Annotated in this window: 21 protein-coding genes; 16 read left to right on the forward strand and 5 right to left on the reverse strand. The window is 73.2% G+C overall.

Going from position 1 to position 21,793, the window contains the following annotated elements; genetic code table 11:
• Window positions 1–44: 44 nt before the first annotated feature.
• The gene (locus tag BM223_RS21200) at window positions 45–1,967 is read left to right on the forward strand and encodes an HYR domain-containing protein (RefSeq protein ID WP_141267164.1); all 1,923 of its coding nucleotides are present in this window, start codon (window positions 45–47) and stop codon (window positions 1,965–1,967) included.
• Between the two features lie 81 nt (window positions 1,968–2,048).
• Here BM223_RS21200 and BM223_RS21205 read toward each other — a convergent pair whose 3' ends face one another.
• Entirely contained in the window at window positions 2,049–2,726 is a 678-nt protein-coding gene (locus BM223_RS21205) for a Crp/Fnr family transcriptional regulator (RefSeq protein WP_038676545.1), read from the reverse strand.
• A gap of 114 nt (window positions 2,727–2,840) precedes the next feature.
• Between BM223_RS21205 and nth the strand changes: the two genes are divergently transcribed.
• The 7 genes from nth (at window position 2,841) to BM223_RS21240 (ending at window position 9,208) form a co-directional block, all read left to right on the forward strand.
• Window positions 2,841–3,557 carry an endonuclease III gene (gene nth, locus BM223_RS21210; protein WP_038683337.1) on the forward strand — a complete coding sequence of 239 codons (717 nt, stop codon included), beginning with the start codon at window positions 2,841–2,843 and terminating at the stop codon, window positions 3,555–3,557.
• Window positions 3,557–4,195, forward strand: a complete 639-nt coding sequence (locus BM223_RS21215; RefSeq protein WP_052138182.1) for a TlpA family protein disulfide reductase — start codon at window positions 3,557–3,559, stop codon at window positions 4,193–4,195. The genes nth and BM223_RS21215 overlap by 1 nt, the downstream gene beginning before the upstream one ends.
• Complete coding sequence (locus tag BM223_RS21220; RefSeq protein WP_082003522.1) at window positions 4,192–4,926, forward strand: NUDIX hydrolase; 735 nt, start codon at window positions 4,192–4,194, stop codon at window positions 4,924–4,926. Before BM223_RS21215 ends, BM223_RS21220 begins: the two co-directional genes overlap by 4 nt.
• A 4-nt stretch (window positions 4,927–4,930) precedes the next feature.
• Window positions 4,931–6,106, forward strand: a complete 1,176-nt coding sequence (locus BM223_RS21225; protein ID WP_038676547.1) for a MarP family serine protease — start codon at window positions 4,931–4,933, stop codon at window positions 6,104–6,106.
• A gap of 179 nt (window positions 6,107–6,285) precedes the next feature.
• The gene (locus tag BM223_RS21230) at window positions 6,286–7,551 is read left to right on the forward strand and encodes an acyl-CoA dehydrogenase family protein (protein ID WP_082003523.1); all 1,266 of its coding nucleotides are present in this window, start codon (window positions 6,286–6,288) and stop codon (window positions 7,549–7,551) included.
• 17 nt (window positions 7,552–7,568) lie between these two features.
• A complete protein-coding gene (locus tag BM223_RS21235) occupies window positions 7,569–8,345 on the forward strand; it encodes an enoyl-CoA hydratase/isomerase family protein (protein WP_038676549.1) in 777 nt (258 codons plus the stop codon).
• Entirely contained in the window at window positions 8,345–9,208 is an 864-nt protein-coding gene (locus tag BM223_RS21240; protein ID WP_038676551.1) for a hypothetical protein, read from the forward strand. The genes BM223_RS21235 and BM223_RS21240 overlap by 1 nt, the downstream gene beginning before the upstream one ends.
• 64 nt (window positions 9,209–9,272) lie before the next feature.
• Here the strand turns inward: BM223_RS21240 and BM223_RS21245 are convergent, their stop codons facing one another.
• The 4 genes from BM223_RS21245 to BM223_RS21260 are packed head-to-tail and all read right to left on the reverse strand — an operon-like array spanning window position 9,273 to window position 13,390.
• Window positions 9,273–10,871 (reverse strand): aldehyde dehydrogenase (NADP(+)), encoded by a 1,599-nt coding sequence (locus tag BM223_RS21245; RefSeq protein ID WP_038676553.1) that lies wholly within the window; start codon window positions 10,869–10,871, stop codon window positions 9,273–9,275.
• Window positions 10,868–11,653 (reverse strand): SDR family NAD(P)-dependent oxidoreductase, encoded by a 786-nt coding sequence (locus BM223_RS21250; RefSeq protein ID WP_038676555.1) that lies wholly within the window; start codon window positions 11,651–11,653, stop codon window positions 10,868–10,870. Before BM223_RS21250 ends, BM223_RS21245 begins: the two co-directional genes overlap by 4 nt.
• Window positions 11,654–11,693: 40 nt before the next feature.
• Window positions 11,694–12,398 carry a FadR/GntR family transcriptional regulator gene (locus BM223_RS21255; RefSeq protein ID WP_038676558.1) on the reverse strand — a complete coding sequence of 235 codons (705 nt, stop codon included), beginning with the start codon at window positions 12,396–12,398 and terminating at the stop codon, window positions 11,694–11,696.
• Window positions 12,395–13,390, reverse strand: coding sequence for a C-terminal binding protein (locus tag BM223_RS21260; RefSeq protein ID WP_038676560.1), 996 nt, complete (start codon window positions 13,388–13,390; stop codon window positions 12,395–12,397). Before BM223_RS21260 ends, BM223_RS21255 begins: the two co-directional genes overlap by 4 nt.
• A gap of 129 nt (window positions 13,391–13,519) precedes the next feature.
• On the opposite strand from BM223_RS21260, the gene BM223_RS21265 reads away from it, so the two are divergent.
• The 8 genes from BM223_RS21265 to BM223_RS21300 all read left to right on the forward strand — a co-directional run bounded on the left by BM223_RS21265 (window position 13,520) and on the right by BM223_RS21300 (window position 21,707).
• On the forward strand, window positions 13,520–14,560 hold the full coding sequence (locus BM223_RS21265) for a BMP family lipoprotein (RefSeq protein WP_052138184.1): 1,041 nt from the start codon (window positions 13,520–13,522) through the stop codon (window positions 14,558–14,560).
• The gene (locus BM223_RS21270; RefSeq protein ID WP_075018705.1) at window positions 14,553–16,103 is read left to right on the forward strand and encodes an ABC transporter ATP-binding protein; all 1,551 of its coding nucleotides are present in this window, start codon (window positions 14,553–14,555) and stop codon (window positions 16,101–16,103) included. The genes BM223_RS21265 and BM223_RS21270 overlap by 8 nt, the downstream gene beginning before the upstream one ends.
• Window positions 16,100–17,227 carry an ABC transporter permease gene (locus BM223_RS21275; RefSeq protein WP_038676563.1) on the forward strand — a complete coding sequence of 376 codons (1,128 nt, stop codon included), beginning with the start codon at window positions 16,100–16,102 and terminating at the stop codon, window positions 17,225–17,227. Before BM223_RS21270 ends, BM223_RS21275 begins: the two co-directional genes overlap by 4 nt.
• Window positions 17,228–17,261: 34 nt before the next feature.
• Window positions 17,262–18,152 (forward strand): ABC transporter permease, encoded by an 891-nt coding sequence (locus BM223_RS21280; RefSeq protein WP_038676565.1) that lies wholly within the window; start codon window positions 17,262–17,264, stop codon window positions 18,150–18,152.
• Entirely contained in the window at window positions 18,152–18,595 is a 444-nt protein-coding gene (locus tag BM223_RS21285) for a cytidine/deoxycytidylate deaminase family protein (RefSeq protein ID WP_052138185.1), read from the forward strand. The genes BM223_RS21280 and BM223_RS21285 overlap by 1 nt, the downstream gene beginning before the upstream one ends.
• A 52-nt stretch (window positions 18,596–18,647) precedes the next feature.
• Window positions 18,648–19,073, forward strand: coding sequence for a VOC family protein (locus tag BM223_RS21290; RefSeq protein WP_038676567.1), 426 nt, complete (start codon window positions 18,648–18,650; stop codon window positions 19,071–19,073).
• Between the two features lie 70 nt (window positions 19,074–19,143).
• Window positions 19,144–20,313, forward strand: a complete 1,170-nt coding sequence (locus tag BM223_RS21295; RefSeq protein ID WP_052139217.1) for a fumarylacetoacetate hydrolase family protein — start codon at window positions 19,144–19,146, stop codon at window positions 20,311–20,313.
• Window positions 20,314–20,339: 26 nt separating this feature from the next.
• Complete coding sequence (locus BM223_RS21300) at window positions 20,340–21,707, forward strand: NAD-dependent succinate-semialdehyde dehydrogenase (protein ID WP_038676570.1); 1,368 nt, start codon at window positions 20,340–20,342, stop codon at window positions 21,705–21,707.
• The last annotated feature ends 86 nt before the right edge of the window (window positions 21,708–21,793 follow it).

Raw genomic sequence — 21,793 nt, forward strand, 5'->3', positions numbered from 1 at the left:
CCGAAAACCGGGACGCAGCGCGAGGTCTCGCTGACGATGGAGAGATGCTCCCTCCCCCCAGAAGACCCCGTCATCGGCGTGCCCGGCTCCTGGCCGCGACCGCCTTCCTCCTCGCCGGCGTGCTCGTCGCGCCGCCCTCGTTCGCCGACGGCGACGCCGAGCCGCCGGCGGCGCCGCCCGTGACCGAACCGGCCGGTTCGCCCGAGCCCGAGGTCACGCCGACCCCGGAGCCCGAGCCGACGCCCGAGCCGGAGCCGGAGCCGGAGCCGGAGCCGACGCCCGAGCCCGAGCCCCAGCCGGAGCCGAAGCCGGAGCCCGCACCCGAACCGGAGCCCGCGCCCCCGGCCAAGGCCCCGAGCGCGGCCAAGGCTCCCCAAGCCGCCCCCCAAGCCGCGGCCGGCCCGGTGATCACCGGCGAGAACCCGATCGTGCGCGACGCGACCAGCGTCAACGGCGCGCAGGTCTCCGTGGACTTCTCGATCAGCGGCGGCTGGGCGGACCAGAGCTTCGTGGCCGGTGCCTGCGCGGTCAGCCCCGTCGAGATCACCTCGCCGCAGCAGCTGCTGGGACTGCAGTTCCTCGGCTACACGACCACGCGCACCTTCCACGCCACCAAGCAGTTCCCCATCGGCACCACCTACGGCGCATGCCTGTGGGGCCGGTTCAGCCTGATCAACCTGGTGGACTTCGCGTTCCAGCGGTTCACCGTGACCGTCAACGACCCGGCACCGGTGATCACCGTCCCGGTCGACCAGGTGGTCGAGGCGACCGGTGCCGCGGGCGCTCCGGTGTCCTTCGCGGTCTCGGCCAGCGACCCGATCGACGGGCCGCTCGCGGCGAGCTGCGTCCGGCCGGGCGACGTCCCGGTGGCCTCGGGCGACACCTTCGCGATCGGGACGACGACGGTGACGTGCACGAGCGCGCTCAACTCCCGTGGGAAGCGGGCCACGGACACGTTCGACGTCACCGTGGCCGACTCGACGGCGCCGACGATCGACGTCCCCGAGGCGGTCCACGACCCGGTCGCCGGCAGCCGCGGCTTCGTGCTGACGGCGACCGGCGCCGACGGCGCCGTGCTCACCTACACGACGATCACCACGGACGCCGTCGACCCGGCGCCGCAGGTGACCTGCAGCCGGCCGTCCGGGTCCGTCGCCGCCATCGGCACCGGCAGCCTCACCTGCCGGGCCCGGGACGCGGCCGGCAACGAGAGCGCCGACCTGGTGCTGTCGGTGCGGGTCGTGGCGCCGGAGCCGACGATCACCGTCCCGGCCGACCTCTCGGCCGAGGCGACCGGCCCGGACGGGGCGGCCGTCGACTTCGCCGCCTCCGGCCGCGACTTCGTCGACACCGCGCTCGTGGCCGAGTGCCGCACCGGTGCGGACGGCTCGGGTCCGGTGGTGACGCCGGGCGCGACCTTCGCGCTGGGCACCACCACGGTGCGGTGCCGGGTCGAGGACCAGTGGCAGGGCGCGGCGACGGGCACGTTCACCGTGACCGTCGCGGACACCACCGCCCCGGTGATCACCGTCCCCGACGACATCACCGTCGAGGCCACCGGTGACGCCGGTGCCGTGGTGACCTACCAGGCCAGCGCGACCGACCTGGTGCACGGCGACGTGCCGGTCAGCTGCACGCCCGCCTCGGGCGGCACCTTCGAGATCGGGACGACGACGGTGACCTGCACGGCGGCCGACCCGGCGACCCCGCCGGCAGTGCGGGGCCGGGTCGCCGCCCGCGCGGGGAGCGCGTCCGCGACCTTCACGGTCACGGTCCTCGCCCCGGTCGAGGGCGAGGTCGGCGGTGTCGTCGACGAGAACGACGGTGACGGTGCCGGCGCCGGGACCGGCTCGCCGTCCGCGACGGGCCTGCCCGCGACGGGCGCGCCCCGCCTGCTCGAGCCGGGTCTGCTCGCGGCTCTGCTCCTGCTGGGCGGCCTGCTGCTGGTCCGGCGCCGCCGGGCCTGAGCGTCCACCAACGCCGAGACCCCGCCGCCCGAGTGATCGGGCGGCGGGGTCTCGTCGTCGTTGCGGGTGCTGCGGAGTGGCTCAGCGCGCGCGGCGCGACATCCGCTCCATGTCGAGGATCACGACCGAGCGCGGCTCGAGCCGCAGCCAGCCGCGCGAGGCGAAGTCGGCGAGCGCCTTGTTGACCGTCTCGCGGGAGGCGCCGACCAGCTGGGCGAGCTCCTCCTGGGTGAGGTCGTGGTGGACGTGCACGCCGTCGTCGGCGGTGCGCCCGAAGCGCTCGGCGAGGTCGAGCAGTGCCTTGGCGACCCGGCCGGGGACGTCGGAGAACACGAGGTCCGCGACGACGTCGTTGGCCTTGCGCAGCCGCGCCGCCAGCTGGGCGAGCAGGCCGCGCGCGACGACCGGGCGGCCCTCGAGCCAGCGCAGCAGGTCCTCGTGCGACAGCGAGGCGAACTCGGCGTCGGTCACGCAGGTGACGGTGGCCGAGCGCGGGCCGGGGTCGAAGAGCGACAGCTCGCCGAACATCTGGCCGGGGCCCATGATCGCGAGCAGGTTCTCGCGCCCGTCGGAGGACGTGCGTCCGAGCTTCACCTTGCCCTCGAGGACGACGTACAGCTTGTCGCCGCTGTCGCCCTCGTGGAACAGCACCTCGCCGCGGCGCAGCCGCGTGGTGGCCAGCGACGTGCGCAGCGCTGCCATGGCCTCGTCGTCGAGGGCACTGAACAGTGGCGCCTGACGGAGTACGTCGTTGTCCACGCTTCCTCCAAAGTTGCGTAAAACCCGGTCTGCGGCATCCTAGCCAGTGCAACATGTCACACCTAGCGGACGCGCGGTCCTGGACTGTCGGACTCACACCGTAGGGTGGCCTCCGTGCGGCCGATCGACATCACCGAGGAGACGTCGACCCAGCTCGTCCGGCGGGCGCGCAAGATCGACCGGGTCCTCGCCGAGACCTACCCCGACGCCAAGGCCGAGCTCGACTTCGACAACGCCTTCGAGTGCCTCGTCGTCACCGTCCTCTCGGCGCAGACGACCGACAAGCGGGTCAACGCGGTGCGCCCGACGCTCTTCGCGGCCTACCCCGACCCGGCGTCGATGGCCGCGGCCGATCGCGCCCACCTCGAGCAGATCGTCGGTCCGCTGGGCTTCTTCCGCGCCAAGACCGAGTCGCTGCTCAAGCTGAGCGCCGCCCTCGTCGAGAGGTACGACGGCCAGGTGCCCGGCCGCCTCGACGACCTGGTCACGTTGCCCGGCGTCGGGCGCAAGACCGCCAACGTGGTGCTCGGCAACGCCTTCGACGTCCCCGGGATCACCGTCGACACCCACTTCGGGCGGCTCGCCCGCCGGCTCGGCTTCACCGACGAGACCGACCCGGTCAAGGTCGAGCACGCCGTGGGTGCGCTCTTCCCCAAGCGGGACTGGACGATGCTCTCGCACCACCTCATCTGGCACGGCCGCCGCCGCTGCCACGCGAAGAAGCCCGCGTGCGGTGCCTGCCCCGTGGCGCGCTGGTGCCCGTCCTACGGCACCGGGCCGACCGACCCCGTCGAGGCCGAGAAGCTCGTCCGCACCGAGGGCCCCAACTGATGCGCCGACGCCTGGTCGCCCTGTTCGTGGCCCTGGTGGCGGCCGGCGTGCTGCTCACCGGCTGCGACAGCGTCGCCCCGGCGTTCGCCTGCAAGGTCGACCCCACCACGCCCGACCTCATCAAGGACCGCGAGGCGGCGGGCATCGCCGACTGCACCCCCGCCGACTGGTCGGTCGGCGACGGCGCCGCCGCCCAGCTGCCCGACGTCGCTCTCGACTGCCTCGGCGGCGCCAAGGGGGCCGCGCTCTCCGACATCCACGGCCCGGCGGTGATCAACTTCTGGGCGTCCAACTGCGCGCCCTGCCGCAAGGAGATGCCGGCCCTGCAGAAGTTCTACGAGAAGTACGGCGACCAGATCAGCGTGATCGGCGTCAACTACCTCGACACCTACCCGGGTGCGGCCATCGACCTCGCCCGCATGACCGGCGTCACCTACCCCTCGCTGGCCGACGGCTGCGGCGACCTCCAGGACACCGGTGCCGCGCTCGGCGCCGGGCTGCCGTTCTTCCTCTTCGTCCACGAGGACGGCACGATCTCGAAGCCCCACGCGGGCGGCATCACCTCGCCCGCCGAGGTCGTCGCGCTCGTCAACGAGAACCTCGGCCTCGACCTCACCGCCGCCCGGGCGGCCTCGTGAGCCAGGTCCCCGAGCAGCTCCCCGAGGGTCTCCCCGACTGGCTGGTGCCGGTCGCCGAGGGGGCCCGCGCCATCCAGGGCAGCGAGCTGACGGCGTTCCTGCCCCCCAAGGACCAGCCGGTACGCCGGGGCGCGGTGCTCATGCTGTTCGGCGACCACGACGTCCTGCTCACCGAGCGCGCCCACGACATGCGCTCCCACCCCGGTCAGGTGTCGTTCCCCGGGGGCAGCATCGACCCCGGCGAGACGCCGGTCGAGGCGGCCCTGCGCGAGGCCGAGGAGGAGATCGGCGTCGACCCCGCGGGGGTCGAGGTCTTCGGCAGCCTGCCCGAGCTGTGGCTGCCGCCGTCCAACTTCGCGGTGACGCCGATCCTCGGCTGGTGGCGCGACCCGGGCCCGATCCGGGTCGCCTCCCCCCAAGAGGTGCACGCGATCCACCGGGTCCCGCTCGAGGAGCTGTTCGCCGCCGAGCACCGCATCCAGGTCCGCCACCCCGGTGGCTGGAAGGGGCCGGGCTTCCTCATCGGGCCCGACAAGGACGTCATCCTCTGGGGCTTCACGGGCGGCATCCTGACCCGATTCTTCGACTTCCTCGGGTGGCTCCCCCCAGTGGCCGACCCGCCGGTGCATGATCTCCCGGAGTACATGCTCGCCGAGTACGTCCGTCGTACCGCTCGGGCAACCGACGACGACGCGGGAGACGGCATGGACCTCCTGGAGCCGAACGAGTGAGCCGGTGAACCTCCTCGACTGGCTGCTGCTCCTCCTGGTGGCGGCCTACGCCCTGTCGGGCTACTGGCAGGGCTTCATCACGGGCGCCTTCGCCACCATCGGCCTGCTCTCCGGCGGCCTCGGCGGGATCCTGCTGGCACCGCTGGTGCTCGGCGGCCTCGAGCCGTCGCTCGCGGTCTCGCTCGGAGCGCTCTTCATCGTCATCCTCTGCGCCTCGCTGGGCCAGGCGCTGCTGCAGTACGCCGGCGCGCGGGTCCGCGAGCGGATCACCTGGCAGCCGGCCCGCGCGGTCGACGCCGTCGGCGGCGCGCTGCTGAGCGCCTTCGCGGTGCTGCTGGTCGCATGGGCGCTCGGCGTCGCGATCTCCGGCACCCGGATCGGCCCGATCACCTCGATGGTCCGCAGCTCGGCGATCCTGGCGAAGGTCAACGAGGCGCTGCCCGAGTCGGCGCCGACCGCCCTGCAGGCGTTCAACAACGTCGTCGGCACCGGCTTCTTCCCGCGCTACCTCGAGCCCTTCGCGCCCGAGCAGATCGTCGAGGTCGCCCCCGGCCCGTCCGAGCTGCCGGGCTCGGCGAAGGTCAAGGCGACCCGGTCGAGCGTGGTCAAGATCCGCGGCGCCAACCGCTGCGGACGCGGCGTCGAGGGCACCGGCTTCGTCATCGCCCAGGACCGCGTGATGACCAACGCGCACGTGGTCGCCGGAGTAGAGGACCCCGAGGTCAGCATCGGCGGCGGCACCGAGCTCGCGCGCGTCGTCCACTACGACCGCAAGCTCGACATCGCCGTGCTGGCGCTCGAGACCGACGACACCCCGGTCCTCGCGTTCGACCGCAGCATCGGCGCCGGTGACGCGGTCGCGATCGTCGGCTACCCGCAGGACGGGCCGTTCGACGTCCAGACCGCCCGGGTGCGCGCCAAGCAGAACCTCCGCTCGCCCGACATCTACGGCGACGGCACCGTCGTCCGCGAGGTCTACTCGCTGCGCGGCCTGGTCCGGCCCGGCAACTCGGGCGGACCGATCGTCACGCCGCAGGGCAAGGTCGCGGGCGTCGTCTTCGCCGCCTCGGTCACCGACCCCGAGACCGGCTACGCGCTGACCGCCCAGCAGGTGTCCGGCACCGCGCGGGCGGGCGTCGCCGCCGACGCCGAGGTCAACACCGGCAATTGCGCGTCGTAGGGGTCTGCTGAACACGGACGCCTGCTGCGCGCCGCGATGCACGCACGCTGGCTGCGGCGGCGTCGATCAACGGTCAACCAGACCGCCTCACTCCGCCGCCTTGCCATCGCACGCGCCTCGCGACGCTCGCGACGGCGCCCGTGTTCAGCAGGCCCCGCGCCCTACGCCATAGTGGGCCCATGACCGGGCCGTCTCCGATGTACCCCGCCTACGCGGCACCCAGCGACCAGGCCGTGCGCCTCTACGACGAGCTGAAGCGCTTCCTCGCCGAGGAGGTGTTCCCGGCCGAGGAGGCATACGAGCGCCACCGCGACGAGGCCGGCGCCGACGACCACACGGTGCCGCCGGTGGTCGAGGAGCTCAAGGCCAAGGCGCGCGAGCGCGGGCTGTGGAACCTCTTCCTGCCGAGCGAGTCCGGGCTGACCCAGCTCGAGTACGCGCCGCTGGCCGAGCTGTCCGGCTGGAGCCTCGAGCTCGCGCCCGAGGCGATGAACTGCCAGGCGCCCGACACCGGCAACATGGAGCTGCTCCACCTCGTCGGCACGCCCGCGCAGCAGGAGCGCTGGCTGCGGCCGCTGCTCGACGGCGAGATCCGCTCGGCGTTCGCGATGACCGAGCCCGCCGTCGCCTCGTCCGACGCCACGAACATCGAGACCCGGATCGAGCGCGACGGCGACGAGTACGTCATCAACGGCCGCAAGTGGTGGATCACCGGTGCCGCCGACCCGCGCTGCCAGGTGCTCATCGTCATGGGCAAGACCGACCCCGACGCCGCCACGCACCGCCAGCAGTCGATGGTGATCGTGCCCGTCGACACCCCCGGCGTGACGATCGGGCGCTCGTACCCGGTCTTCGGCCGCCAGGACCAGCACGGCCACACCGTCATCGAGTTCACCGACGCGCGGGTGCCCGTCGCGAACCTCCTCGGCGAGGAGGGCGGTGGCTTCGCGGCCGCCCAGATGCGCCTCGGACCGGGCCGGATCCACCACGTGATGCGGGCGCTCGGCGCCGGTGAGCGGGCGCTGGCGATGATGGTCGACCGGGCCAAGACGCGGACGGCGTTCGGCGGCCTGCTCGCCGAGCAGTCCGCGGTGCGCGAGAAGATCGCCGAGTCGCGCGTCGAGCTCGACCAGGCCCGCGCGCTGTGCCACCTCGCCGCGCACACCGTCGACACCGAGGGCAACAAGGGCGCCCGGCACCTCATCGCGGCGGCCAAGATCGCCGTCCCGCGGGCGGTGCTGTCGGTCATCGACCGGGCCATCCAGCTGCACGGCGCGGCCGGCATCAGCGACGCGACGCCGCTCGCCTCGCTGTGGGGCTGGCACCGCGCGATGCGGATCTTCGACGGCCCTGACGAGGCGCACCTGACCACGCTCGGCCGCGCGGAGCTCACCCGCGACCCGCTCTTCGACCTCCCGCCCACGCTGCACGACCAGTTCCGCTGATCCCCGAGGACTCCCTGATGACCGACACCTTCGTCCGCTACCAGCACGACGCCGGGATCGCCCGGATCACCCTCGCCGACGGCGACCGGGGCAACCCGGTCCACCCCGGCTCCGTCGCCCAGCTCCACGACGCCGTCCGCGCCGCGCACCGCGACGGCGCGCGGGTGATCGTCCTGGCCGCCGAGGGCCGGTTCTTCTCGGTCGGCGGCGACCTCGGCGCCTTCTCGGCCGCCGACGACGTCACCGGCTTCATCGACGACCTCGCCGACGCGCTGCACCGGGTGGTCAGCGAGCTGGTCCGCTCCGACGCGATCGTGGTCAGCGCCGTCCAGGGCACCGCCGCCGGTGCGGGCTTCCCGCTCGCCGCCGCGGCCGACGTCGTCGTGGCCGCCGAGGGCGCGAAGTTCAGCCTCGCCTACACCAAGGTCGGCCTCTCGCCCGACGGCGGCAGCTCGTTGCTCGTGCACACCCTCGGCCTGCACCGGGCGCTGCGCCTCGCGCTGCTCGGCGACCTGCTCACCGCCCAGGACGCGTACGACGCCGGCCTGGTCGCGCGCGTCGTCCCGGCCGACGAGCTGGCGGCCACCGTCGACCAGCTCGCCGCGACCCTCGCGGCCGGCTCGGCCGGCGCCCAGGCCGCCGCCAAGCACCTGCTGCGCGACGTCGCCGCCCCCGCACCGGAGACCGCGCTGCGCGCCGAGACGCTGTCGATCCGCGGCCTGGCGGGCTCGGCCGACGGCCAGGAGGGTGTCGCGGCGTTCGTCGAGAAGCGGGCGCCGCAGTTCGGCGGCTGATGACCGCCGACCGACTGCTCACCGGCGCCCTCACGGCGCCGGTCGACCGAGCCGACCTGCCGCCGCGCCCCGCGCGGGTGCTGGCCACCGAGCTGCTGGGTTGGCTCATCGTCAGCCTGCTGACCTGGCTGTTCCTCGGCGCGATCGCGCTGGGACTGTCGTTCGTCCCGCCGCAGCCGCTGTGGGCGCTGATCCCGGCCGGGATCGCGACCGTGATCACGCTGGGCCTGCTGTGGTCGGCGGTGCGCCCGAACCCGGCGTACCGGGCCCGGCTGGTGCGCCTGGGCCGGTTCGCGAGCGCGAACGCGATGACGTTCACCGAGCGGCCGGAGACGCCGCACACCGGGCCGGGGCTGCTCTTCGGCCAGGGCGTGCGGCCGGCCACGCGGGACGTCGTACGGATGAGCGAGCCGCGGGAGATCGAGCTCGGCCAGCACCACTTCAGCTATGGCAGGAGCACCGCGGAGTCGAGCGACTGGGCCTACGCGACCACCCCGCTCTCGGGCCCGCAACTGCCGCACCTCGTGCTGCGGGCGCGGGGGAAGTGGACCGACTTCACCCTGCCCGGCTCCACCGACCAGTCGCTCGGCACGCCCGAGCTGGAGGGGCCCGGCGCCGAGGCGTTCGTCGTGCAGGCGCCGATCGGGCGGACCGCGACGGTCCGCTCGCTCCTCGACGCGACCCTGTTCCGGCCCGACGTGCTGGCCCGGCTCACCGAGCGGCCGGTCCACGTGGAGGTGGTCGAGGGGCGGCTCTACCTCTACCGGCACGAGTCGCTGGTCACCGAGGACCCCGACACCTGGCGCTGGATCCTCGCCCTCGTCGACGACGTCGCCGCCGTGCTCGAGGATCCCGCCGGTTGACGTCGTACCGGACAAAATGGTCGCGAATTCCCCGAGAACACGACCATTTTGTCCGGTACGACGGTCAGGGGCGGACCAGCGCGCCGTCGACCCGGGCCGGCAGGCTCCACGGGTTGGCGTCAGTGACGGCCGCGGGGAGCAGGCCGGCCGGGAAGCCCTGGTAGGCGACGGGCCGCTGGAAGCGCAGGATCGCCGCGCTGCCGACCGACGTCGTCCGGCTGTCGGACGTCGCCGGGAACGGGCCGCCGTGGACCATCGCGTCGTTGACCTCGACGCCGGTGGGCCAGTCGTTGAGGATCAGCCGGCCGGCCCGGCGCTCCAGCGTCGGCAGCAGCGCGGTGACGGCGGCGTGGTCGCCGGGCTCGGCGTGCACGCTGATGGTCAGCTGGCCCTCCAGGCCGTCGATCGCGGTGCGCAGCGCGTCGACGTCGTCGTAGCTGACGATGAGCGAGGCGGCGCCGAAGACCTCCTCGCGCAGGGCCTCGTCGGCGGCGAAGTCGTCGAGCCCGGTGGCGTAGACGGCCGGGGCGGGGGCGTTGCAGGTCGGGCCCTCGGCGCCCGCGGCGACCAGGGTGGTGCGCGTGGAGGCGTCGAGGCGCTCGACGCCGTCGGCGTAGGCGCGGCTGATGCTGGGGGAGAGCATCGTCTGGCCGGGACGCTCGCGCAGCTCGGCGGCGACGGCGGCGCGGACCTCGTCGGCCTGGGCCGCGGGCACGAAGAGCAGGCCCGGGTTGGTGCAGAACTGGCCGGAGCCGAGGGTCAGCGAGCCGACGAAGCCGGCGGCGACGGCGGTGCCGCGCGCGTCCCACGCGCCGGGGAGGAGGATGACCGGGTTGACCGACGACATCTCGGCGTAGACCGGGACCGGCTCGGGGCGGGCCGCGGCGGTGCGCATGAGCGCCGTGCCGCCGCCCTGGGAGCCGGTGAAGGCGATCGCCTTGATGCCGGGGTCGGCGGCGAGGCGCTGGCCGACCGTCGTCCCGGGGCCGTAGACGAGCGAGAAGACGCCGGCGGGCAAGCCGCACTCGCGGGCCGCGTCGACGATCGCCCAGCCGGCGAGCTCGGCGGTTCCGGCGTGCGAGTTGTGCGCCTTGACGACGACCGGGCAGCCGGCCGCCAGCGCGGAGGCGGTGTCGCCGCCCGCGGTGGAGAAGGCGAACGGGAAGTTGCTGGCACCGAACACGAGCACCGGTCCGAGCGGCACCTGGCGCTGGCGCAGGTCGGGTGCCGGAGCGGGCTGGCGGTCGGGCTGGGCGTGGTCGATCCGGACGCCCTGGTGCTCGCCGAGCTCGAGCTCGCGGGCGAAGAGGCGCAGCTGGTTGGTGGTCCGCGAGAGCTCGCCGTTGAGCCGGGCCTCGGGGAGGCCGGTCTCGGTGCCGGCCCGGGCGACGAGCGCGGGACGGGCGGCCTCGAGGTGGTCGGCGATCGCGCGCAGGAAGGCGGCGCGCTCGGCCGGCGTCGTGGCGCGGTAGTCGTCGAAGCAGGCGCTCGCGGCGGCGACCGCGCGGGCGACCTCGTCGTCGGTGGCCGGGTGGAAGACGGGCTCGACGACCTGGTCGGTGGCCGGGTCGGTGGCCCGGAAGGGCGTGCCGGAGCCGTCGGGACGGCCGACCTCGCCGGCGATGATCGAGAGGCCGTGCGGTCGTGCGGTCGAGGGCGTCATGAGGCGAGCCATCCTCCATCTACGTTGATCAGCTGTCCGGTGATGTACGACGAGGCGTCGCTCAGCAGGAAGACCGCTGCCGTGCCGACGTCCTCGGGGGCGCCGAGGTGACCGGCCGGGATCCGGCCGAGGATCCGCTGCGCGTGGGCCGGCTCGGCGAGCAGGCCCTCGGTCATCTCGGTGCGGAAGTAGCCCGGGCCCACGATGTTGGCGCGCAGGCCGCGGGCGGCCCACTCGGTCGAGAGGGCGCGGGTGACGCCGACGAGCGCGGTCTTCGAGGCGACGTACGGCGAGACGTTGGGCAGCCCGAGGCTGCTGTTGAGCGAGCCGATGAACACGTGCGAGCCCCGCTGCTCCGCCGCGAGCTGGCGGCGCGCGAGCGCCGTGCTCAGGAAGTACGGCGCGTCGACGTTGAGCGCCTGCACCCGGCGCCAGGCGGCGACCTCGACGTCGACCGCCGGGCCGCGCAGCTGGACGCCGGCCGCGTGCACGACGCCGTCGACCGGCGCGACCTCCCAGAGCCGCTCCGCCAGCGCGTCGAGGCTCTCGGTGTCGGTCAGGTCGTGGGCCACGCCGGCGCAGGTGCCGCCGGCCGCGCGGATCTCGGCGGCGGCGTCGTCGAGCTGCTCCTGGGAGCGGGCGACGAGCGTCACCCGGGCGCCGCTGGCGGCAGCGCAGAGCGCGATCGCGCGCCCGATCCCGCGGCCGCCGCCGGTCACGACGACGTGCCGGTCGTGGAGGCCGAAGGCCGCGGGGAGGGGGCGCTGGGTGGTCAGGTCCATCGAGGTCCTCTCAGGGGGATGCCGGTGCGGAAGGAAGGAGTCAGTCGAGCAGCGCGTCGGTGTCGGCCAGGACGCGCATCAGGTGCTGGCGGGCGTGCCGGCCGGCGCCGCTGACGTCGCGCGCGAAGACCGCGTCGGCGATCTCCTGGTGCTCGCGCAGCGTGTTCTCGCGTGCGGCCTCGTAGCCGAGGGTGGGCCGGTAGGCGCCGCGCAGGTAGTCGTTGATCGGGTTGATGATGTGGGTGAAGAACGGGTTGTGCGAGGCCTCGGCCAGGGCGGAGTGGAACTCCAGGTCGGCCTCGAGCGCGGTCGCGTGGTCGAGGTCGTGGCCCTCGAACGAGCGCAGCGCGTCCTCGATGTGACGCCGGTCGTCGGCGGTGTAGCGCTCGGCGGCGTGCTCGATCATCCCGACCTCGAGGGCCAGGCGCATCTCCATCAGCTCGCGGAAGCTGCCGCGCTTCATCTGCAGCAGGAGCTCGAACTGGCGGGCGAAGCCGGTGCCGTCGAAGTCGGCGACGACCATGCCCGTGCGCGGCCGGATCTCGACCAGGCCGCGCTCGACGAGGATCCTGCTGGCCTCGCGGATGACCGTGCGGCTCACGTCGAACTGCTCGACCAGCTCGGGCTCGGTGGGCAGCCGGTCGCCCGGCTTGAGCTCCTGGGCGACGACCTGCTGGATCAGCGCGTCGGCGACCTGGTCGGAGAGGCGGGTGCGCTTGGGCCCGGAGGTGCTGGACGTGGTCATGCGGTGGCTCCTTGGGTCACGGGCGCGGCGACGGGGCAGCGCAGCGGCTCGCCGCGCAGCGCCCGGGCGGCCTCCTCGCTGGCCAGCCGCTGCAGCCGGTCGAGGGAGTCGGTCGCGTAGAACGCGGCGTGGGGGGTGAGCACGAGACCAGGAGCATCTCGCAGCGGGGAGTCGCTCGCCCAGGGTTCGGGGTCGGTGACGTCGAGCGCCGCGGCGGCGAGGTGGCCGTCGATCAGGGCCGCGGCCAGGGCGGCCTCGTCGACGAGGCCGCCGCGGGCGGTGTTGACCAGGATGGCGCCCGCGGGCAGCGCCCGGAGGAAGGCGTCGTCGACCAGGTGCCGCGTCTCGGGGGTCAGCGGGGCGTGCAGCGAGACCGCCGACGAGCGGGCCAGGAGCTCGGCCAGCGACACGGGCTCGACGCCCTGCGCGGTGACGACGTCGGCCGGGCAGTGCGGGTCGTGGGCGATGATCGTGCAGCCGAAGGGGGCCAGGCGCCGGGCGACCTCCTGGGCGATCCGGCCGAAGCCGACCAGGCCCACGGTCATCTGCGCGAGCCCGGGCAGCGGGCCGACGTCGCCGGGGCGGGCCCAGCCGTGGCGCCGCACCAGGGCGTCGTACGACGTCAGGCGGCGCGCGAGCGAGAGCAGGCTCGCGGCGGCGTGGTCGGCCACGGTGCTGACGCCGTAGTCGGGGACGTTGGCCACCTGCACCCCCAGCTCGCCGGCCGCCGCGACGTCGACGTTGTCGTAGCCGATGCCGTAGCGGACCACCGTCGCGCCGGGCGCCATCGCGGCCAGCACCGCCCGGGTGACGGGCGCGAAGTTCACGAACGCCACCTCCGCGCCGGCGACCGCGGCGACCGTCTCGTCCTCGCTCGTGCACGCGTGGACGGCGAACCCGCAGCCGTGCTCGGCGGCGACCTGCTCCTCGTGGGCGGTGTCGACGAAGGCGTGATCGGTGACGACGACGCGGCGGGCGGGCTCGGCGGCCATGCGGTCTCCAGTCAGGTGGGAGGGATCCTCGATTTGAGGGCTTGATCGTATCATATGATGATTGATATGTTCCGGATCACAGCCGCCGCAGCACCGTGCTCGGTGGCGCGTTCGACCGAGGAGAATCCGATGACCACGAAACTTCCGTTCTCCGCTCCCGCGACCCGGCGCCCGTTCGTCCGGCGCGCGAGCGTGGTGGCGAGTGCGGCCGTTCTCGCTGTCGGCCTGACGGCGTGCGGTGGAGCCAAGCCCAAGGCCTCGGGGTCCGACGACGAAGGCCTCTCGGTCGGCATCTTCGTCGACAACGCCTTCGGCGACGGCGACTTCTTCGACCAGGCCGCGGCCGCCGAGAAGCCGCTCGAGTCCGACCTGGACGCCAAGGTCAACACCTACGAGGGCCAGCTCCAGGCGCAGAACTTCGAGCCCCTCCTGCAGGACGCGGCCGACGCCAACGACATCGTCTTCGTGCTCGGCTTCGAGGCGATCGATGCGCTGATCAAGGTCGCCGGCGAGAACCCCGACACCCGGTTCGTCTTCGTCGACGGCACCGTCGACAGCCCGGACGTCGTCTCGGCCGAGTTCCGCACCGCCGAGGGCTGCTACATGGCCGGCGCGCTGGCCGCGACCGTCAACGCGGCGGCCGGTGCCAAGGCGGCCGGCTTCGTCGGCGGCATCGACGCGCCGGTGATCAAGAACTGCGAGTCCGGCTACACCCAGGGTGTGGCCGAGGTCGACCCCGCCCAGAAGGTCACCCCGCAGTACGCCGGCTCGTTCGTCGACCCGGCCAAGGGTCGCGAGATCGCCCTGGCGCTGCAGCAGAAGGGCGCGCACTCGATCTTCGCCTACGCCGGCCTGACCGGCGCCGGCATCTTCGACGCCGCCAAGGCCGACGCCAAGATCTCGCCGATCGGCGTGGTCGCCGACAAGAGCCCGCTGGCCCCCGGCAAGACGCCGGGCAGCCTGGAGATGGGCGTCGACACCGTGCTGCTCTCGCTGGCCAAGGAGTTCCAGGGCGGCGACCTGGAGCAGGGCAGCCAGCACACCTACGGATTCGCCGAGGGCGGTTGGAAGATGGTCTACGACAAGGCCCTGGTCGGTGCCGACGGCATCGCGCAGCTCGACGCCCTCCAGGAGCGGATCTCCTCCGGGGAGCTCAAGATCAGTGAATGAGACGACGAGGCCGGACGCCCCGCTGCTCGAGGCGTCCGGCATCACCAAGCGGTTCGGCCCGGTGGTCGCCAACGAGGACGTCCACCTGGACCTGCGCGCCGGTGAGGTGCACGCCCTGGTCGGTGAGAACGGCGCGGGCAAGACGACGCTGATGCGGATGCTCTTCGGCATGTACCAGCCCGACGCCGGGGTGATCCGGGTGCGGGGCGAGGAGCGGCAGTTCCGCCGCCCGCAGGACGCCATCGACGCGCAGATCGGCATGGTGCACCAGCACTTCATGCTGGTCCCGACGTTCACCGTCGCCGAGAACATCACCCTCGGCGCCGAGCCGGGCGGGCCCGGGCTCTACAGCAAGGACCGCGCCAAGGAGGCGATCGCCGAGCCGATGCGGCGCCTGGGGGTCGACATCGACCCCGAGGCGGTGACCGGCAGGCTCAGCGTCGCCACCCAGCAGAAGATCGAGATCGTCAAGGTCCTCTACCGCGGCGCACGGGTGCTCATCCTCGACGAGCCGACCGCCGTCCTCACCCCGCAGGAGACGACCGAGCTGTTCGAGCTCCTGCGCCGCCTGGCGGCCGAGGGCTCGGCGATCGTCTTCATCTCGCACAAGCTGGGCGAGGTGTTCGCGGTCGCCGACCGGATCACCGTGCTGCGCCGCGGCCGCACCGTCGGCACGTACGACGCCGCGGCCACCGACGCCGCCGAGGTGGTCGCCGCGATGACCGGTCGCAGCGACGTCAACCTCGGCCGGGTCGAGCGGGTCGTCCCCGAGGAGCAGCCCCCGGTGCTCCTCGTCGACGCCGTCAGCACCGAGAAGCCCGGCCACGACGCGGCGCTCGACCAGGTCTCGTTCACCGTCCGGGCCGGCGAGATCCTCGGGATCGCCGGTGTCGAGGGCAACGGGCAGACCGCGCTCGCCGAGGCGCTCGTCGGCACGCTCGCGCTCACCGGTGGCTCGGTGTCGATCTCCGGCACCGACGTCGGTGGCCTCGACGTCGCGGCCCGCCGCGACCACGGCCTGGGCTACGTCCCGGAGGACCGGCACCACGAGGGCCTGCCGATCAACGGCACCGTGCTCGAGGCGATCGCGCCGTGCGAGGTGCGCAAGCGCACCGGCCTCGGCGTGCTCGCCAGCGCGCTGAGCGCCAAGGTGCGCACCACTGCGACCGGCCTGGTCCGCGAGTACGACATCAAGGCGGCCGGCGTCGACGCCGTCTGCAGCACGCTCTCGGGCGGCAACCAGCAGAAGATCGTCGTCGCCCGCGAGCTCGAGGAGCAGCCGGCCTGCCTGGTGCTGGCGCAGCCGACGCGCGGCGTCGACCTCGGCGCCATCGAGTACCTCTACGGCCGGATCGCCGAGGCCACGGCCCGCGGTTGCGCGGTGCTGCTGGTCTCGGCCGACCTCGACGAGATCCTGCGGCTCTCCGACCGGGTGCTGGTGATGTACCGCGGCCGGGTGGTCGCCGAGAAGCAGACCCTCGACACGACCCGCGAGGAGCTGGGCATGCACATGATGGGCGCGACCACGGGAGGTGCCGCATGACCGCCGCCCCGACCACGAACCCGACCGAGCCGGCGGCTCCGGCCCCCGCTCCACCGGAGCGACCGGGCTGGCGCGCGGTCGCCGGCCGCCAGGCGGCCGCGATCGGCTACACCGTCGTCATCGGACTGGTGCTGGCCTCGGTCCTGATCTACAGCCAGGGCTACGCGCCGTTCGCGACGATCCAGAGCGGCCTGCAGTACGCCGTCGGCGACCCCACCCAGGTAGCCCGGACCTTCGCCTGGGGCCTGCCGCTCTACGTCGCGGCGCTCGGCGTCGCGATCGCCTTCCGGTCCGGGATGTTCAACATCGGCGCCGAGGGCCAGATGTACGCCGGCGCGCTCGCCGCCGCCCTCACGGGCGCCTACCTCGGCCCGCTGTTCTCGCCCGCGCACCTGCTGCTCTGCACGCTCGCGGCCGGCCTGGCCGGCGGCCTGATCGCGGCCGGGCTCGGCTGGCTGCGCGCGGCCTGGGGCGTCGACGAGGTGCTCTCGACGCTGCTGTCGAACTACATCGTCATCCTGTTCTGCGCCTACCTCGCGATCGGCCCGCTGCGCGACACCACGCGGCAGAGCGGCACCACCAAGGAGGTCGCCGACACGGCTCGCTTCGGCGAGCTCGTCCCGCGCAGCGGCCTGACCACGGCGGTGTTCGTGGTGGTCGTCGTCGCGATCGTCATCTGGTGGCTCAGCGAGCGCTCGGTGCTCGGCTACCGGTGGCGGATGACGGGGGAGAGCCCCGCCTTCGCCTCGTCCGTCGGCATCGACGTCTTCAAGGCGCGGGTCTCGTCGATGGCCCTGAGCGGCTTCGTGTGCGGCGTGGCCGGCTCGCTGCTGGTCACCGCCTCGCAGGGCCGGTTCTGGACCGAGATCGCCTCCGGCATCGGCTGGGACGGCGTCCTGATCGCGCTCGTCGCGCGCTCCCGCCCGGTCGCGACGGTCATCTGGGTGAGCGTGTACTGCGTGATGCGCTCGGCCGCCCGCGGCATCGAGCAGGCCTCCGAGGTTCCCTCCGAGCTCTCGCTGGTGCTCATCTCGGCCATCATCATCGCGGCTGCCGCCCAGGCTCGCGTGTTCCACCAGTTCGCCCAGCTGCGTCACCGCCTGGGCTCGTTGCGGAGGTCGTGACATGGATTGGCTCGACGCATTTCTCGGATCGGGGATGCGCTTCACCACCCCGATCCTGCTGGCCGCGCTCGGCTGCCTGGTCACCTCGTGGACCCGGGACCTGAACGTCGGCCTCGAGGGCGCCATGATCTTCGGCGCCTTCTTCGGGGTCGCCTTCGGCCTCGAGCTCGGCTCCGGACTCGGCGCCATCGTGGTCACACTGCTCGCGGCGGCCGTGGCCGGGCTGCTGTTCGGCATCCTGATCACGACGTACCGGGTGAACGTGTTCGTCGCGGGCATCGTGCTCAACGTCTTCGGCGCCGGCGCGACGGTCTTCCTGCTGCGCTCGATCTACGGCGTCAAGGGCGCGCTCGCCGACGACGGCATCCCGCGCCTGGCGCGCATCGAGATCCCCGTGATCGGGGACATCCCGGTCCTCGGCGGCCTCGTCTCGGGGCACACCGTGCTCACCTACCTCGCGTGGGTGCTGGTCGGCGTGACCGTGTGGGCGGTGCGCAACAGCGTCGTCGTCCGCCACCTCAAGGCCGCGGGCGAGCACCCCGAGGCGCTGGAGACCGCGGGCGGCAACGTCCAGCGGATGCGGATCCTCGCCCAGGTGTGGTGCTTCATGCTCTGCGCCCTGGCCGGCGCCCAGATGAGCATCGGCCAGCTGTCCCTCTTCACCGAGGGGATGACGAGCGGGCTCGGCTTCGTCGCGGTCGCCGCGGCGATCTTCAGCCGCGGCAACGTCCTGTGGCTCGCCGCCATCTCCACCGTGTTCGGCCTCTCGTCGGCGGCCGGCGTCCAGATCAACGAGGAAGTCATGCCCCCGCAGTTCGCCCAGATGATCCCGTACGTCGTCGCCCTGGTCGGGCTCGTCGTCCTGGCCCGCACCTCCAAGGTCGACCAGGTCCGGATCGCCACGCCCCAGCTGCAGGCCGACTGATGCGCGCCGTACCGCTGGAGCCCGAGGACATCGCGCTCTACGAGCGCGCCGTCGAGGTCCTCGCCGCCTCCTTCGACCCGGTCGTGCACCAGGTCGCGGCGGCGGCGCGGACCGCGAGCGGCGAGGTCTTCCCCGGCCTGCACGTCGGCTCGCGCCGGGTCAACGTGTGCGCCGAGGCGTCGGCCATCGCCAACGCCGAGATGCACAACGCCGGCCAGGTCGTCGCCATGGTGGCGGTCTGCCGCGACGAGAACGGCCGCACCGTCGTCACCAACCCGTGCGGCCTGTGCCGCGAGCTGATGGGCCACTACGGCCCCGACGCGTGGGTGCTGATCGACCGCGGCGGCGAGGTGGTCAAGGTCCGCTCCGGCGACCTGATGCCCTCGCCGTGGAACTTCCCCCACGAGAACGACTGGGACGTCGCCGACCCGACCGCTCCCTGACCCAGCCCTTCACCGCATCCACCGCATCCACCGCACCCCCAGGAGGATCCCCATGCCCGGACTCCAGCTCACCGACATCTGCCTGGTCACCCGCGACCTCGACGCCGCGGTCGACTTCTACACCGAGAAGCTCGGCTACCAGCTCAAGTCCCGGATGCCCGGCTTCGCCGACTTCACCCGCAACGGCGTCATCCTCGCCCTGTGGGACGCGAGCGCGATCCGCGATTCCACCGGCGTCCCGGCCGCCGTCGAGGCCCCGAGCGGGCACGGCGTGATGATGGCCGTCGAGCTCGACAGCCCCGACGAGGTCGACCGCGAGCACGCCCGGCTCACCGCCCAGGGCGTCGAGTTCTACGCCCCGCCCAAGGACTACGCGTGGAACGCCCGCTGCGCCTACTTCGCCGGCCCCTGCGGTGAGTTCTGGGAGCTCTTCGCCTGGCACGAGGGCGGCGCCCCCGGTGCCGTCGACCCGTCCTGAACCTTCCCCTGCCTTTCCTGCCCTTCCCCCTGAACGAACCTGTGAGAACGAGGAGCACCTTGTGCTGACCATGGACCGACTGCTGCCGCACGACCGGGAGCGCGCCACGCTCGTGGGACGGGTCTGGGACCCGGCCGAGCGCGGACCGGCGCTCGTCGTCGTCGCCGGCGACGACGCGGTCGACGTCACCGACCTGGGCCCGACCTGCTCGAAGCTGCTGGAGCGGCACGACGCCGCCGCGCTGCGCGCCGCCGCGGCCGACCCGGCCCGCCGGCGCTGGTCGCTGACCACGCTGATCGACGCCTTCGGCGACGAGCGCGACCCGGAGGTGGCGCGGCTGCTGTCGCCGGTCGACCTGCAGGTCCTCAAGGCGGCGGGCGTGACGTTCGTCGAGAGCATGGTCGAGCGGGTGATCGAGGAGCGCGCGCAGGGTGACCTGCAGCAGGCCGAGGCGATCCGCGGCCAGCTCGCGGACGCCATCGGCGGCGCGATCGCCCAGGTGAAGCCGGGTTCCGAGGCGGCCGAGAAGGTCAAGCAGATCCTCGTCTCCGAGGGTCTCTGGTCGCAGTACCTCGAGGTCGGCATCGGCCCCGACCCGGAGATCTTCACCAAGGCCCCCGTGCTGTCGTCGGTCGGCGTCGGCGCCACCATCGGCGTGCTGAGCCGCTCGGCCTGGAACAACCCCGAGCCCGAGGTCGCCCTCGTCGCCCGCGCCGACGGGACGCCGGTCGGCGCGATGCTCGGCAACGACGTCAACCTGCGCGACTTCGAGGGCCGCAGCGCGCTGCTGCTCACCGAGGCCAAGGACAACAACGCCTCGTGCGCGCTCGGCCCGTTCGTCCGGCTCTTCGACGACGCCTTCACCATCGACGACGTCCGCGGGCTCGACGTGAACCTGACCGTCGAGGGTCCTGAGGGCTTCCGGATGGACGGCGTCAGCTCGATGCGCAACATCAGCCGCGACCCGCTCGAGCTCATCGCGCACACCTGCGGCGCGCACCACCACTACCCGGACGGATTCGTGCTGCTCACCGGCACGCTCTTCGCGCCCACCCAGGACCGGCACGGCCCGGGGCAGGGCTTCACGCACGTCGTCGGGGACGTCGTCCGGATCTCGGCCGACCGGCTCGGTGAGCTGGTCAACGTGGTCGACCACGCCGAGACCGCACCGCCGTGGACGTTCGGCATCTGGGACCTCGTCGAGAGCCTCAACCGGCGCTCGCTGCTGGCCGCCCGCTGACCGACCCACGACCTGAAGGAGCCCCCATGTACGCCACCGTCAACCCCGCCACCGGCGAGCTCGTCGAGTCGTTCGACGCCGCCACCGACGCCGACGTCGAGGCCGCGCTGAGCGGCGTCGCCGGCTCGTTCGCCGCCTGGTCCGGCCGTCCGCTCGCCGAGCGCGCGGCGATCGTGCACCGGGTCGCGGACCTCTTCGAGGAGAGGGCCGACGAGCTCGCCGCGATCATCACGCTCGAGATGGGCAAGCGGCTCGAGGAGTCGCGCGGCGAGATCGACATCGTCGCCGCGATCTTCCGCTACTACGCCGACAACGGCGCGACCTTCCTCGCCGACCAGGAGCTCACCATCGAGGGCGGCCGCGCCCTCGTCCAGAAGCGCCCGATCGGTGCGGTGCTCGGGATCATGCCCTGGAACTACCCGTACTACCAGGTCGCCCGCTTCGCGGCGCCCAACCTGGTGCTCGGCAACACCATCGTGCTCAAGCACGCGCCGAGCTGCCCGCGCACGGCGCTCGCCATCGCCCGCGTGATGGCCGACGCCGGCGTCCCCGAGGACGTCTACGTCAACCTGCTCGCCACCAACGAGCAGGTCGCCACGATGATCGACGACCCGCGCATCCAGGGCGTCTCGCTGACCGGCAGCGAGCGGGCCGGCGCCGCCGTCGCCGCGCGGGCCGGGCAGAACCTGAAGAAGGTCGTCCTCGAGCTCGGCGGCTCCGACCCGATGATCGTGCTCGACAGCGCCGACATCGCGGCCACCGCGCGCGAGGCCGCCGCCTCCCGGATGGGCAACATGGGCCAGGCCTGCAACGCGCCCAAGCGGATGATCGTCCTCGCCGACCTGTACGACGACTTCGTGGCCGGGCTCGTCGCCGCGATGGGCGAGCTCGTCCCCGGCGACCCCACCGACCCGGCGACGACGCTCGCCCCGCTGTCGTCGCTCGCCGCGGCCGACAGGCTCGTCGACCAGCTCGAGCGCGCCGTCGCGCAGGGCGCCACCGTGCACACCGGCGGCGGCCGGGTCGACCGCCCCGGCGCCTTCGTCGAGCCGACCGTGCTCACCGACGTCGCCCCGGGCACGGACGCCTACCGCGAGGAGCTGTTCGGCCCGGTCGCCATCGTCTTCCGCGCCGGGTCCGAGGAGGAGGCCGTGGCCCTGGCCAACGACACCCCCTTCGGTCTGGGCTCCAGCGTGTTCAGCACCGACCTGGAGCGTGCCCAGCGGGTCGCCGACCGGATCGACGCGGGCATGGTCTACCTCAACATGGCCGGCGGCTCGCAGCCCGACCTGCCGTTCGGCGGCACCAAGCGCTCCGGCATCGGCCGTGAGCTCGGCCCGGTGGGCATGGACGAGTTCGCCAACCACCGGGTCCTGCGCATCCCGGCCTCCTGACGGGATCGCGGGCCCACCGTCGTACCGGACAAAAACGTCGTGATTCTCCCGATCTCACGACCGAATCGTCCGGTACGACGGTGACG

It is taken from the genome of Pimelobacter simplex, from assembly GCF_900114845.1.
GTDB classification, from domain to species: domain Bacteria; phylum Actinomycetota; class Actinomycetes; order Propionibacteriales; family Nocardioidaceae; genus Nocardioides; species Nocardioides simplex.